General features: G+C 69.9%; 12 protein-coding genes and 1 tRNA gene. 11 read left to right on the top strand and 2 right to left on the bottom strand.

Going from position 1 to position 13,241, the window contains the following annotated elements; genetic code table 11:
- The first annotated feature begins 8 nt into the window (after window positions 1-8).
- From tolQ to MKP15_RS02230, 11 genes are all read left to right on the top strand, one after another.
- Entirely contained in the window at window positions 9-785 is a 777-nt protein-coding gene (tolQ, locus tag MKP15_RS02280; RefSeq protein ID WP_104938286.1) for a protein TolQ, read from the top strand.
- Window positions 786-822: 37 nt separating this feature from the next.
- Window positions 823-1,251 (top strand): protein TolR, encoded by a 429-nt coding sequence (tolR, locus tag MKP15_RS02275; protein ID WP_240211650.1) that lies wholly within the window; start codon window positions 823-825, stop codon window positions 1,249-1,251.
- Window positions 1,241-2,317: a cell envelope integrity protein TolA gene (tolA, locus tag MKP15_RS02270; RefSeq protein ID WP_240211649.1), complete on the top strand. Its 1,077-nt coding sequence runs from the start codon at window positions 1,241-1,243 to the stop codon at window positions 2,315-2,317. The genes tolR and tolA overlap by 11 nt, the downstream gene beginning before the upstream one ends.
- Window positions 2,318-2,470: 153 nt before the next feature.
- Window positions 2,471-3,790 carry a Tol-Pal system beta propeller repeat protein TolB gene (tolB, locus tag MKP15_RS02265; RefSeq protein WP_104938289.1) on the top strand — a complete coding sequence of 440 codons (1,320 nt, stop codon included), beginning with the start codon at window positions 2,471-2,473 and terminating at the stop codon, window positions 3,788-3,790.
- Window positions 3,791-3,854: 64 nt separating this feature from the next.
- On the top strand, window positions 3,855-4,373 hold the full coding sequence (pal, locus tag MKP15_RS02260; protein WP_054663937.1) for a peptidoglycan-associated lipoprotein Pal: 519 nt from the start codon (window positions 3,855-3,857) through the stop codon (window positions 4,371-4,373).
- A gap of 3 nt (window positions 4,374-4,376) precedes the next feature.
- A complete protein-coding gene (gene ybgF / locus MKP15_RS02255; protein WP_161615274.1) occupies window positions 4,377-5,171 on the top strand; it encodes a tol-pal system protein YbgF in 795 nt (264 codons plus the stop codon).
- Window positions 5,172-5,266: 95 nt separating this feature from the next.
- Window positions 5,267-5,968 (top strand): 7-carboxy-7-deazaguanine synthase QueE, encoded by a 702-nt coding sequence (gene queE / locus MKP15_RS02250; protein ID WP_104938291.1) that lies wholly within the window; start codon window positions 5,267-5,269, stop codon window positions 5,966-5,968.
- Between the two features lie 78 nt (window positions 5,969-6,046).
- On the top strand, window positions 6,047-6,712 hold the full coding sequence (queC, locus tag MKP15_RS02245; protein WP_104938292.1) for a 7-cyano-7-deazaguanine synthase QueC: 666 nt from the start codon (window positions 6,047-6,049) through the stop codon (window positions 6,710-6,712).
- 128 nt (window positions 6,713-6,840) lie between these two features.
- Window positions 6,841-6,916: transfer RNA gene (locus MKP15_RS02240), tRNA-Lys, on the top strand.
- Window positions 6,917-7,057: 141 nt separating this feature from the next.
- Complete coding sequence (locus MKP15_RS02235; protein ID WP_161615273.1) at window positions 7,058-7,609, top strand: ECF-type sigma factor; 552 nt, start codon at window positions 7,058-7,060, stop codon at window positions 7,607-7,609.
- Window positions 7,609-10,377: a serine/threonine-protein kinase gene (locus tag MKP15_RS02230; RefSeq protein WP_240211648.1), complete on the top strand. Its 2,769-nt coding sequence runs from the start codon at window positions 7,609-7,611 to the stop codon at window positions 10,375-10,377. Before MKP15_RS02235 ends, MKP15_RS02230 begins: the two co-directional genes overlap by 1 nt.
- Here MKP15_RS02230 and recQ read toward each other — a convergent pair.
- Both recQ and MKP15_RS02220 read right to left on the bottom strand, forming a co-directional pair.
- Entirely contained in the window at window positions 10,374-12,209 is a 1,836-nt protein-coding gene (gene recQ, locus MKP15_RS02225) for a DNA helicase RecQ (protein WP_240211647.1), read from the bottom strand. The two genes, MKP15_RS02230 and recQ, sit on opposite strands and share 4 nt — an antisense overlap.
- Window positions 12,210-12,631: 422 nt before the next feature.
- Window positions 12,632-13,180, bottom strand: a complete 549-nt coding sequence (locus MKP15_RS02220) for a Dps family protein (RefSeq protein WP_104938296.1) — start codon at window positions 13,178-13,180, stop codon at window positions 12,632-12,634.
- Window positions 13,181-13,241: the final 61 nt, after the last annotated feature.

Here is a 13,241-nt window from a genome sequence, read left to right as displayed (position 1 = left end):
AACATCGGATGATCGCTTTGCTTCTGGCCCTGCAGGCCACCGTGACCGAGGCGCTGCCGGCGGATGTCAGCGCCGCCGCGGCGCAGACCGTGGCCGGCGCCAGCCATGGCGGCATCAACTACCTGGACCTGATGCTCAAGGCCAGCATCCCGGTCAAGCTGATCGTGCTGCTGCTGCTGGCCGGCTCGTTCATCAGCTGGGTGATCATTTTCCGCAAGGCGCGCGTGTTCAAGGCCGCCGACCGCGCCGCCGACGACTTCGAGAACCGGTTCTGGTCCGGCGCCGACCTGGCCAAGCTGTATGCCGCGGCCGCCGACCGCAACCGCTCGGTGGACGGGCTGGAGGCGATCTTCGAGTCCGGCTTCCGCGAGTACAGCCGCCTGAACGGCCGCCGCGGGCTGGACAGCCGTACCCAGCTGGAAGGCACCCAGCGCGCCATGCGCACCACCTTCGCCCGCGAGGTCGACGGCCTGGAGCGCAATCTCGAGCTGCTGGCCAATATCGGCTCCAATGCCCCCTACGTGGGCCTGGTCGGTACCGTGTTCGGCATCATGGTGACCATGCACGACATGATCAGCAGCGGCGAGCAGGCCGGCATCGCCTCGGTCGCGCCGGGCATTTCCGAGGCGCTGTTCGCCACCGCCATCGGCCTGTTCGTGGCGATTCCGGCGACCTGGGCCTACAACCGCTTCACCACCCGCGTGGAACGGCTGTCGGTGCGCTACGAGACCTTCGCCGAGGAGTTCAGCTCGATCCTGCAGCGCCAGTCCGGCGCCGACGAATGATGCGCGCCACGCGCACCAGCCCGCACAGGAACCGTCCATGATTTCCGGCATTTCCCGGCGCAAGCGCCGCAAGCTCAAATCCGAGATCAACGTCGTGCCGTACATCGACGTGATGCTGGTGCTGCTGATCATCTTCATGGTGACCGCGCCGCTGTTGACGCTCAGTTTCGAGGTCGACCTGCCCACCTCCAACGCCAAGGCGCTGGAAGGCAAGCAGGACCCGGTCATCGTCTCGGTGCTGGGCGATGGCCAGCTCAGCCTGAAGCTGCCCGATGCCAAGAGCCCCGAGCGCATCGACGCGGCCACGCTGCAGGCGCAGCTCGGCGCGATGGCCGCGCAGGACAAGGGCCTGCGCGTGATCGTCGCCGCCGACCGCGCGGTGGCCTATGAAAAGGTCGTCGCGGCGATGGACGTGATCAAGGCGGCGAAGATCGAGAAGGTGGGCCTGGCGACCGATGCACGCTGACGCTCTGCCGCCGCCGCGCGACCCCGGCAACGAATGGGGCATGCCCGTCGTACTGGCGTTGCTGGTGCACGTGCTGGTCGCGCTGGTGTTCATCATCGCCTGGGTGTGGTCGCCGTCGCGCAGCACCGAGGCCGCCGCCGGCGACCCGGTGGTGGAGGCCAGCCTGCAGCTGTCGGCGGCCGAAGCCGCGGCCGCGCGCAGCGCCCTGCGCGCGTCGGAGAAACTGCCGCCGCCGCCCGAGCCGGCGCCGGACGCGCAGCCCCAGCCGGTCCCGGAAGACACCGTCCCGCCGCCGCAGCCGATCCCCGAGCCGCGGCCGCAGGACGCGCCCACCCCGCAGCAGCACAATGCCCAGGAGCGCATCGCGCAGCCGGACACCGTCGACCAGGAGCGGGTCAGCGCGCTGGCCATCTCCCAGGAGAAGGCCCGCCAGGAGCAGGAAGCCAAGCGCCGCCAGGAGCAGATCGACCTGACCGAGCGCAAGCGCGTGGAGGAGGCCGAGCAGAAGCTGCGGCTGGCCAAACAGCAGGAAGAAACCGACCGCCAGAAGAAACTGGCCGAGGAACAGCGCAAGGCCAACGAGGCCAAGGCCGAGCAGGAGCGCCAGCAGAAGATCGCCGAGATCCGCCGCAAGCGCGAGCAGGCCGAGCGCGAGCTCAAGCTCGCCGAGCAGCGCCAGCGCCAGGTGGCTGATGCCCGCGCCCGCGCGCAGGCGGCCGCGTCCAGCGCCTCGCCGGCCAGCGGCACGCCGCAGGCCTCGCCGGGGCAGGGCGGCACCAGCACCGACCTGACCGCCAGGTACGCCGCGGCGATCCAACAGGCGGTGCTCAACCAGTGGGTGCGCCCGGACACGATCCCGCGCGGCCAGCGCTGCCGGCTGACCATCCGCCAGCTGCCCGGCGGCGAGGTGGTCGACGTGCAGTTCGCCGCCGGTTGCCCCTATGACGACGCCGGCCGGCGTTCGGTGGAGGCCGCGGTGCTGCGCGCCCAGCCGCTGCCGTACCGCGGTTTCGAGTCGGTGTTCCAGCGCACGCTGAACTTCACGTTCGAGGCGCAGGACCGCTGAATCGCGGGGGCTTCACGCGGCCCCCGGCACCCTTGGCGGCGCGCTTGCCCATCGACGGGGATGGATTTCACGGGATTTTCGTTCACGATTGCGAAAATGTTCATCCGCCTGCTGCTATCCCTTTCCCCCTGTTCATCCATCGTTGAGCACCCCATGAAGAAACCGCTTCGCTGGCTGGCCGCCCTGACCGTACTGTTGTTGCCCCTGGTGGCGATGGCACAGCAACGGGGGCTGGAGATCGACATCATCGGCGGCAACGCGTCGGCCCTGCCGATCACCGTGGTGCCGATGCCGTACCAGGGCAGCGCCGCGGCGCCGGCCACCGATGTCGCCGCGGTGGTGCGCTCGGACCTGGACCGTTCCGGCCAGTTCCGCACCCTGCCCGAGGCGCAGATCGTGCAGCGCCCGACCCGCGGCAGCGAGGTGCAGTACCCGACCTGGCGCGCGCTCAAGCAGGACTACCTGGTCGTCGGCCGCGTGCTCGACGCCGGTGCGGGCGCCTACCGCGTCGAGTACGAGCTGTTCGACGTGGCCAAGGGCGAGCGCATGCTCGGCCTGGCGATGACCGCCCGCTCCAACGCGATGCGCGACGTCGCCCACCAGATGGCCGACGCCATCTACGAGAAGATCACCGGCGTGCGCGGCGCCTTCTGGACCCGCATCGCCTACGTCACCGCCAGCGGCCGCGGCGACGCCATGCGCTATGCGCTGATGGTGGCCGATGCCGACGGCTACAACCCGCAGACCATCGTGCGCTCGGCCGAACCGCTGCTGTCGCCGTCGTGGAGCCCGGACGGCAACCGCCTGGCCTATGTCAGCTTCGAGCGCGGCAACTCGGCCATCTACGTCCAGAACATCTCCACCGGCGCGCGCGACCTGGTCGCCAGCTTCCGCGGCATCAACAGCGCACCGGCGTTCTCGCCGGACGGCCGCCGCCTGGCGCTGACCCTGTCGCGCAGCGGCAACCCGGAGATCTACGTGATGGACCTGGGCAGCAAGCAGCTGACCCAGCTGACCAACCACTTCGCCATCGACACCGAGCCGACCTGGAGCGCCGACGGCAACACCATCTATTTCACCTCCGACCGCGGTGGCCGCCCGCAGATCTACCAGGTGCCGGCGTCCGGCGGCAGCGCCAGCCGCGTGACCTTTCAGGGCAATTACAACGCCAAGGTGTCCGTGTCCTATGACGGCAAGAAGCTGGCCATGGCACAGGGCAGCGGCAACAGCTACCGGATCGCGCTGATGGACAGCAGCCTGGGTTCGCCGCGCTGGAGCACGCTGTCGCCGGGCTCGCTGGACGAATCGCCCAGCTTCGCGCCGAACGCGAGCATGGTGTTGTATGCCGCCCGCGAGGGTGGCCGTGGAGTGCTGTATGCCGTTTCGGCCGACGCGCGGGTCCGCCAGCGCCTGGTCCTGGCGGACGGTGATGTGCGCGAGCCCGCATGGGGTCCGTACCGCACCGCGCGTTGATAAAATGTTAATATCCCATCCGCATTAAACCCCATCATTGGCTCAGGAGCCTTTAGGTATCGCCATGAACAAGTCCACTCGCGTTCTGCTTGTTTCGCTTCTGTCGGTTGCCGCGCTGGCCGGCTGCTCGAAGAAGGTGAAGGAACAGCCGGCCCAGCCGCCGGTCGACACCACCCCGACCACCCCGTCGACCGGTCCGTCGACCTCCGGCCTGTACGGCCCGGGCGATCTGGACACCGACGCCTGCCTGCGCCAGCGCGTGGTCTACTTCGACTTCGACAAGGAAGAAGTGAAGTCCGAGTTCCAGGCCATCATGGCCTGCCATGCCAAGTACCTGCGTGACCGTCCGTCCTCGCGCATCACCCTGCAGGGCCACACCGACGAGCGCGGCAGCCGCGCCTACAACCAGGCCCTGGGCGAGCGTCGTGGCAATGCCGTGAACTCGGCGCTGCAGGCCAACGGTGGTTCGGCTTCGCAGCTGACCGTCGTGTCCTACGGCGAAGAGCGTCCGGTCTGCACCGAGTCGGCCGAGTCCTGCTGGTCGCAGAACCGTCGCGTCGAAATCGTCTACACCGCGCAGTAATCGATGCGTACCGGCATCAAGGCGATGATGCTCGTGGTTGCGGCAGCCCTCGTGGCTGCCGCACCCGCTCATGCGCAGCGGCAGAGCCTGGCCGACCGCGTCGGCGCACTCGAGCAGCAGGTCCAGAACAACCAGGCCAACACCGACATGCTCAACCAGCTGCAGCAGTTGCGCAGCGGGATGCAGGCGCTGCAGGCAACGGTCGAGCAGCTCCAGCACGAGAATGAACAGCTCAAGCAGCGCAGCCGGGACCAGTACCTGGACCTGGACGGGCGCCTGAACCGCCTGGAAGGTGGTGCCGCGCCGGCGACGGCGCCGGTTGCGCCGACGCCTTCGGCGGGCAACCCGACGGCGGCGGAAAAGCCGCCCACCGTGCGGGGTGATGCCGGCGCGGTGGCCGCTGCCGGTGACGAGCGCAGCGCCTACAACGTGGCTTTCGACGCGCTCAAGGCCGGCCGATACGACGAATCGGCGCGTCTTTTCCAGGGGTTCCTGGAGCAGTATCCCAGTGGTGTCTACGCCCCCAATGCGCTGTATTGGCTGGGCGAGAGTTACTACGCCACCCGCAATTTCCAGCTGGCCGAGGCGCAGTTCCGTGACCTGGTCGCGCGCTATCCGACCCATGACAAGGCCGCCGGCGGCCTGTTGAAGCTGGGCCTGTCGCAGTTCGGCCAGGGCGATGCGGCCAAGGCCGAGCAGACGCTGGCGCAGGTCGTGACCCGGTTCCCGGGCAGCGACGCCGCGCGCACCGCGCAGGACCGCCTGCAGTCGATCCGGCTCGGCCAGCAGATCCGCTGAGTCCGGGCGGCAGTGTTTCCAGGGAGCCGGGCCATGCCCGGCTGCCGTCGTTTACGGCATGGCCGACGCCATCCGCCCCTCCAGAAGTTCCCGCCATGACCGCCGTTTCCCTTTCCAGCGCCGCCGCCACGCCCAGCGAGATCGTGCAGTCGCCGCTGCCGCGGCTGAAGATCACCGAGATCTTCCTGTCCCTGCAGGGCGAGGCCGACACTGCCGGCTGGCCGACCGTGTTCGTGCGCCTGACCGGCTGCCCGCTGCGCTGCGGCTACTGCGATACCGAATACGCCTTCCACGGCGGGCAGTGGCGCGATATCGACGACATCGTCGCCGAGGTGCGCGGCCACGGCGTGCGCCATGTCTGCGTGACCGGCGGCGAGCCGCTGGCGCAGAAGCGCTGCCTGGTGCTGCTGCGCGCGCTGTGCGACGCCGGCCTGGAGGTTTCGCTGGAGACCTCGGGCGCGCTGGACATCGGCGGCGTCGATCCGCGGGTGTCGCGCGTGGTCGATCTGAAGACGCCCGGGTCGGGCGAGATGCCGCGCAACCGGCTGGAGAACCTGCCGCTGCTGACCGCGCGCGACCAGCTCAAGTTCGTGCTGTGCGACCGCGCCGACTACGACTGGGCCCGGGACATGGTTGCCGCGCAGCGCCTGCACGAGCGCTGCATGGTGCTGTTCTCGCCCTGCAAGGACCGGCTCGGCGCGCGCGAGCTGGCCGACTGGATCGTCGCCGACCGCCTGCCGGTGCGCTTCCAGATGCAGCTGCACAAGATCCTCTGGAACGACGAGCCGGGCAGGTAGCCGCGCGCTTCGTTCCCACTTGCGTACCGGCGCGGGACAGCGTGCTGGCGTTCCTTCCCCCAACCGGACTATCACTCCATGAAGAAGGCAGTCGTGCTTCTTTCCGGCGGCATGGATTCGGCCGCCGTCGTCGCCATGGCCCAGGAACAGGGCTTCACCGTGCATGCGCTCAGTGTGCGTTACGGCCAGCGCCATACCTCCGAGCTGGATGCCGCCGCGCGCGTGGCGCAGGCGCTGGGCGTGGCCGCGCACAAGGTGGTGGATGTCGACCTGCGCAGCATCGGCGGCTCGGCCCTGACCGACGACATCGACGTGCCCGACGCCGGTGGCGAGGGCATCCCGGTCACCTACGTGCCTGCGCGCAACACCATCATGCTTTCGCTTGCGCTGGGCTGGGCCGAGGTGCTGGGCGCCAACGACATCTTCTGCGGCGTCAACGCGGTCGATTACTCCGGCTACCCGGATTGCCGCCCCGCGTTCGTCGCCGCCTTCCAGGCGCTGGCCAACCTGGCGACCAAGGCCGGGGTGGAAGGCGCGGGCATCCGCGTCCACGCGCCGCTGCAGTACCTGAGCAAGGCGCAGATCGCCAGCGAAGGCGCACGCCTGGGCGTGGATTTCGGGTTGACGGTGTCCTGCTACCGCGCCGACGCGCAGGGGCGCGCCTGTGGTCATTGCGACGCCTGCCGGCTGCGCGCTGACGGTTTTGCCGCCGCCGGTCTGCCCGATCCGACCCACTACGCCTGAGCGTCCCCGCGGCGCGATCGGGCGGCGTCATGCCGGCCGCCGGCGCTGCGCAACGTCCGCTCGCGCATTCTGTTTTCAGGCATTTTGCGCTAGAATGCCCACCCCGGCGCCATGCCGGGTCTTTGTTTGGGCCGTTAGCTCAGTCGGTAGAGCAGAAGACTTTTAATCTTTTGGTCGAAGGTTCGAATCCTTCACGGCCCACCATGATCAGACAACGGTCCCGCCGTGCGGGACTGCGTTCTTGCAGTGGGCGGTACGCGGTTTCTGTGAACTGTGCCAGGTCGCAGTGGCGGGCGCCGGTCCTACCATGGGCTTGGTCGGTTTCACGGTAGCAGTGGGGGACGCTTGAGTACCCAGATCACGCAACTCCTGCATCGCTGGCAAGGAGGCGACACGCAGGCGCGCGAGCAGTTGTTCGAAGCCCTGTATTCGGACCTGATGGTGGTCGCCCGCAACCGGCTGTTCAACGATACCGGCGGCACCCTGCAACCGGCAGCGCTGGTCAACGAGTCGCTGCTGCGGCTGCTGGGTTCGGAAGTGGATTTCAAGGACCGCGCCCATTTCATCGCCGTGGCGGCGCTGAAGATGCGCTCGGTACTGGTGGACCACCTGCGCGCGCGTGCCGCCGACAAGCGTGGCGGCAATCTTGTCCAGCTGACCCTGTCCCACGCCAGCGACGTCCCCGACGACGACGGCGATGCCTACGACGTGATGGCGCTGCACCAGGCCCTGAGCCAGCTGGCCGAACTCGAGCCGCGCGCGGCGAGCATGGTCGAGTTGACCTATTTCGGCGGCATGAGCCGCGATGAGATCGCCATGGTGATGGGGGTTTCGGCACCCACCGTGGACCGCGACCTGCGTTTCGCCAGGGCCTGGCTCAACCGACAGCTGGCCTGATGTCCACCGCGGAGGAGGCGGCGCGCTGGCGCCAGACCCGCGAGCTGTTCGATGCCGTCTGCGACCTGCCACGCACGCAGTGGCGGCAGCAGGTACAGCAGCACTGCCGTGATCCCGCTCTGGCCGAGGACGTGCTGCAGCTGCTGCATGCGCAGACCCAGGGCCTGAGCCGGATCAGCAGCCGGCTGGATGCCGCGCTGGCGCGCGCACTGACCCCGGAGCTGGCGGTAGGCCAGCGGCTGGGACCGTGGCGGCTGACCGCGCGCATCGCCGGCGGCGGCATGGGTACCGTGTTCAAGGCCGAACGCGACGACGGCGTGTATCGGCGCACGGTTGCGATCAAGCTGCTGCACGGCATGCCGGGCGCGGGCGAGGTGGAGCGGCTGCAGGCCGAGCGCCAGGTGCTGGCCGGGTTGAACCTGCCCGACGTGGCCCGGCTCTACGACGGTGGCACCACGCCCGATGGCTATCCCTACCTGGTGATGGAATACATTGAGGGCCTGCCGCTGGACCGCCACTGCGCCACCCATGCGCTCGGGCTTGCGGCGCGGCTGCGGCTGTTCCTGGATGTCTGCGCGGTCGTGCGCTCGGCGCATGAGCGCCTGGTACTGCACTGCGACCTCAAGCCGGGCAACGTGCTGGTGCGGCCCGACGGCAGGCCGGTACTGCTCGATTTCGGCCTGGCCCGGGTACTCAACGACGCGCGCGAGCGTGGCGAGGCCGGTTACTGCACCCCGGGCTATGCCAGCCCGGAGCTGGTGAACGGCGAGCCGGTGGGCGTGGCCAGCGATGTCTACAGCCTCGGCGTGCTGCTGGTGGAACTGCTGTCCACGCGCCGCTGCGCGCAGGCGCTGCAGCTCGGCGAGGCGCCGGTGATCCTGCCCTCGGCCAATGCGCCACCGGGCCTGCGCTGGCGCCGTGCGCTGCGCGGCGACCTCGACGCCATCGCCGCGCGGGCGTGCGCCCGCGATGTCGCCGCGCGTTACCGCTCGGTGGAAACACTGATGGCCGACGTGACGCGCTATCTGGAGCGGCGGCCGGTGGCCGCGCGGCAGTCCGGGCGCCTGTACCGGCTGGTGCGCGGCGTGCAGCGCAATGGACGGGGGCTGGCGGCCGCCGCGGGCGCGCTGTCGTTGGCGCTGATCTTCGTGGCCGGGCTGGTGCAGGCGCGCCGGCACGCCGAAGAGGAGGCCGCCATCGCCCACCAGGTGGGCGACTTCATGGTGGGCGTGTTCGAGACCGCCGATCCGTACCTGCGCACCGAGCGCGGACAGCAGGAACTGTCCGCGCGGCAACTGCTGGACAAGGCGGCGCTGCGCGTCTCCCAGGACCTGGCCGACGCGCCGGCGCAACTGGCCCGGATGCGCGCGGTGCTGGGGACGGCGTACCGCAACTCCGGGGTGCCGCGGCAGGCCGACGTGCTGCTGCAGCAGGCCTACGACGGCTTCATCGACCCGCGGGTGAACCGCCCGGCGGATGCGGCGGCGGTACTGGTGGAGTTGTCGCTGCAGAAGACCCAGGGCGGCAACGGTGCGTTGGGCCAGGCGCTGGCCGAGCGCGGCCTGGCGCTGTTGCCGTCGAGCGCGGCCATGGCCACCCGGGCCCGGCTGCATGGCGCGCGCGGCATGGCGCTGGTGAACCAGCAGCAGTTCGACCGTGCCGAGGCCGCCTTCGACACCGCAATGGAGCTGTACGCGAAGCTGCCGCACTCCGGCGTCGCCAGCGAGAAGCTGGCGCTGTCCTACAACAAGGGCCTGATGTACCTGCGCTGGGGGCGGCTGGCCTCGGCCGAGCGCGAGCTGCGCCAGGTGCTTGGCGGCAGCCCGCCGCGCCGCACCAGCATGGCGCTGGCCGCGGAAATGCGGCTGGCGCAGATCCTGCGCGAGCAGGGGCGTTTCGCCCAGGCGTTGCCGCTGCTGCAGGCGGGCCTGCGCCACGCGCAGGAGCTGTACGGGCCGGAAAGCAGCTTCGTGCTGATGCAGCACGACGGGCTTGCCGATCTGTACCGCGACTGGGGCGATTACGCCGCCGCGGAGCGGCAGTACCAGCTGCGGCAGCATCTGAGCGGGCTCATCGACGGCACCGGCTCGGTGGAATACTCGATGGGGCTGTTCAACTACGGCGACCTGCAGGAACTGCGCGGCGACCTGGCCCAGGCCGAACAGTTGTACCGGCAGGCCCTGGCGATCCGCCGCGAGCGGCTGGGCGCGCAATCGCCCACCAGCCTGCGCGCCGAGTCGGGGTTGGGCGCGCTGCTGATGCGCCAGGCGCGCATGCAGGAAGCGGGCACGCTGCTGCTGCATGCCGACGCCGGCCTGGACGCGGCGCTGCCGGCGGACGCGCCGGGGCGGATCGAGGCCCGGCTCAACCGCATCGACTGGCACATCCGCCAGGACGACACCGCCCAGGCGCAGGCGTTGCTGCGGCAACTGGGGGCGCGGATACCGGCGACCCAGCAGCTGCGCCTGCTGCGCATCCGCGCGGACCTGGCCGAGCGCAGCGGCGAGGGCGCGGCGGCGCTGGCACTGCGCCGCACCGCGCTGGAGCATGCGCGGTCGCTGCATGGCGACGGCAAGCTGGAGACTGCGACCTGCCGCATCGACCTGGCCGAAACCCTGCTGCGCCTTGGTCACCGGCAGCCGGCACTGGAAGCGCTGCTGCAGGCGCTGCCGACCATCGAGCGGCTGCAGGTCGATGACGCCCCTGCGCGGCGCCGGCTCGACGGCCTGCTGCTGCTGGCCCGCGGCGGGCGGGGGCGCGCGGCCTAACCCTGCTCGCGCACGATCTCCACCAGCCGCTGCCCGTAGCGCGCCAGCTTGCTGCCGCCGATGCCACCGACCCGGCCCAGCGCATCGAGGCTGGTCGGGCGCTGTTCGGCGATGTTGCGCAGGGTGCTGTCGTGGAAGATGACGAAGGCCGGCACGTTCTGTTCGCGCGCCAGTTCGGCGCGCAGGCCGCGCAGTGCGTTGAACAGCGCCAGGTCCTCCGGCTGCACCGCCACGCCGGTGCGCGGGGTGCTGCTGCGGTCGCGTTCGCCGCGGGCGACAGGCGGTTCGCGGCGCATCATCACCTGGCGGCGGCCCTTGAGCACGTCGCGGCTGGCGTCGGTCAGGCGCAGCCCGCCATGCGCCTCCGGGTCCACCTCCAGCAGGCTGGCGGCGACCAGTTGCCGGAACACCCCCCGCCAGGTGCGCGCGTCCAGGTCGCTGCCGATGCCGAAGGTGCTGAGCTGGTCGTGGCCGAGCTGGCGGATGCGTTCGCTGTCGCTGCCGCGCAGGATGTCGATCAGGTGGCCGACGCCGAAGCGCTGGCCGCTGCGATACACGCAGCTCAGCGCCTTCTGCGCGGGGATGGTGGCGTCCCAGGCGGCCGGCGGCGACAGGCAGTTGTCGCAGTTGCCGCAGGGCTGGCCCGGCACGCCCTTGGGCGTGCCGACAGGCACGTAGGTCTCGCCGAAGCCGGCCAGCAGCACCTGGCGGCGGCACTGCATGGATTCGCAGTAGCCGAGCAGGTGGTCGAGCTTGGCGCGCTCGAGCTGCTTGCGTTCCTCGCTGGCCTCGCCCTGTTCGATCATCTGCTTGAGCAGCACCACGTCGCCCAGCCCGTAGCACAGCCAGGCCTCGGCCGGCTCGCCATCACGACCGGCGCGGCCGGTTTCCTGGTAGTAGCCTTCCATCGACTTGGGCAGGTCGGTATGCGCCACGAAGCGCACGTCCGGCTTGTCGATGCCCATGCCGAAGGCGATGGTGGCGCACATCACGATCCCGTCCTCGCGCAGGAAGCGGCGCTGGTTGGCCGCGCGTACCTCGGCCGGCAGGCCGGCGTGGTAGGGCAGCGCGTCCAGGCCCTCGCCGCGGAGCATGTCGGCGGTTTCCTCGACCTTGCGCCGCGACATGCAGTAGACGATGCCGGCCTCGCCGCGGTGGCCGCGCAGGAACGCCAGCAGCTGGCGCCGGGCGTTGTCCTTCTGCACTACCGTGTAGCGGATGTTGGGGCGGTCGAAGGAGCTGATGAAGTGCTCGGCCTGGGCCAGGTCCAGGCGCTCGGCGATCTCGCGCTGGGTCGGCGGGTCGGCGGTGGCGGTCAGGGCGATGCGCGGCACCTGCGGCCAGCGCTCGTGCAGCACCGTCAGCTGCCGGTACTCGGGACGGAAATCGTGGCCCCACTGCGACACGCAGTGCGCCTCGTCGATCGCGAACAGGGCGATGCGGCTGCGCTCGAGCAGCGACAGGAAGCGCCCGGTCAGCAGCCGCTCCGGCGCCACGTAGAGCAGGTCCAGGGTGCCGGCCAGCAGTTCGCGCTCGATCCGGCCGGCGGTTTCCGCGTCCAGCGTGGAGTTGAGGAACTCGGCGCGCACGCCGAGCTGGCGCAGCGCCTCCACCTGGTCCTGCATCAGCGCGATCAGCGGCGACACCACGATGCCGCAGCCCTCGCGCAACAGCGCCGGCACCTGGTAGCACAGCGACTTGCCGCCACCGGTGGGCATCAGCACCAAGGCGTCGTTGCCGGCGGTGACGTGTTCGACGATGGCCTGCTGGTTGCCGCGGAAGGCGTCGTAGCCGAAGACGCGCTTCAGCAGTTCATGGGCGGGGGAAGACATGCCGCCTAGGATAACTGCCCGGTCAAGCCCGCCCGTCCGCCGCCGTCCCGTCCACGCGTCGGGAAAGCCGAGGGCAGGTTTCTGTTCCGCACAGGGCCGCACGCCGCGGACCGGCCCGCAGTGCGCGCGGCCGCTGGATCCCGCCCCTCCCGCGTGCCCACCGATCCTGCGCAGGCCGCTCGGCAGGGGCGTGGCGGGCAACTGAGGCCGGCTCCCGGGTTCCGCGGCGCGCAACCCTGCAAGGACCGCAGGGCAAATGCTCAAAGGTTTACTGCAACCACACACGATCCCTATGGAGAACAGCCCCCTTTGGTAAAGGGGGCGCGCCGAAGGCGGGGGGATCTGGCAGGCAGGTGAAGCAGGGTCCAGGGTTCCGCGGCGCGGAACCCTGGAAAACCCGCAGGGGCAAAGCCCCAACGGGTTTACTGCAGCAGCGAGCGCAGCATCCAGGCGTACTTCTCGTGGGTCTGCAGGCGCTGGGTCAGCAGGTCTTCGCTGGGCGCGTCGCCGGCCTTCTCCGCCTGTTCCAGCACCTTGCGCGCGGTGCGGCACACCGCCTCGTTGCCCTGCACCAGCTGGCGCACCATTTCGCGCCAGTCGGCGCTGTCGGTCAGCCCCGGTTCCTCGGCGATGGAGGTCAGGGCGACGAATTCGCGGTACGAGCCGGGGGCGTTGAAGCCCAGTGCGCGGATGCGTTCGGCGATCTCGTCCAGTGCCGTCCACTGCTCGGTGTACTGCGCCTCGAACATGGTGTGCAGCGAATTGAACATCGACCCGGTGACGTTCCAGTGGAAGTTGTGGGTCTTCAGGTACAGCGTGTAGGCGTCGGCGAGGAAGTGCGACAGCCCATCGGCGACCTTCTTGCGATCGGCATCCTTGATCCCGATATCGATGCCCGGCGCCGAGGGCGCGGAGGCGGCCAGCTGCTTCTTGCCGGCGTCGGGTTTGCTGCTGTTCTTGGCCTTGGCCATGACGCGTTGCTCCTTGTCGGGTTGAATGGCTTCACAATAGCGCCATCGGGACCATACCGGT

The sequence above is a fragment of the Stenotrophomonas sp. Y6 genome (genome assembly GCF_022436665.1).
Classification (GTDB): Bacteria; Pseudomonadota; Gammaproteobacteria; order Xanthomonadales; family Xanthomonadaceae; genus Stenotrophomonas; species Stenotrophomonas acidaminiphila_A.
This window is presented reverse-complemented; position numbering and strand designations above follow the sequence as displayed.

What these genes read in the sequence shown, in the direction of transcription:
- tolQ (WP_104938286.1), top strand. Translation starts at nt 9, where the DNA reads ATGATCGCTTTGCTTCTGGCCCTGCAGGCCACCGTGACCGAGGCGCTG.
- tolB (WP_104938289.1), top strand. Translation starts at nt 2,471, where the DNA reads ATGAAGAAACCGCTTCGCTGGCTGGCCGCCCTGACCGTACTGTTGTTG.
- tolR (WP_240211650.1), top strand. Translation starts at nt 823, where the DNA reads ATGATTTCCGGCATTTCCCGGCGCAAGCGCCGCAAGCTCAAATCCGAG.
- queE (WP_104938291.1), top strand. Translation starts at nt 5,267, where the DNA reads ATGACCGCCGTTTCCCTTTCCAGCGCCGCCGCCACGCCCAGCGAGATC.
- recQ (WP_240211647.1), bottom strand. Translation starts at nt 12,209, where the DNA reads ATGTCTTCCCCCGCCCATGAACTGCTGAAGCGCGTCTTCGGCTACGAC.
- MKP15_RS02230 (WP_240211648.1), top strand. Translation starts at nt 7,609, where the DNA reads ATGTCCACCGCGGAGGAGGCGGCGCGCTGGCGCCAGACCCGCGAGCTG.
- queC (WP_104938292.1), top strand. Translation starts at nt 6,047, where the DNA reads ATGAAGAAGGCAGTCGTGCTTCTTTCCGGCGGCATGGATTCGGCCGCC.
- MKP15_RS02220 (WP_104938296.1), bottom strand. Translation starts at nt 13,180, where the DNA reads ATGGCCAAGGCCAAGAACAGCAGCAAACCCGACGCCGGCAAGAAGCAG.
- ybgF (WP_161615274.1), top strand. Translation starts at nt 4,377, where the DNA reads ATGCGTACCGGCATCAAGGCGATGATGCTCGTGGTTGCGGCAGCCCTC.
- tolA (WP_240211649.1), top strand. Translation starts at nt 1,241, where the DNA reads ATGCACGCTGACGCTCTGCCGCCGCCGCGCGACCCCGGCAACGAATGG.
- pal (WP_054663937.1), top strand. Translation starts at nt 3,855, where the DNA reads ATGAACAAGTCCACTCGCGTTCTGCTTGTTTCGCTTCTGTCGGTTGCC.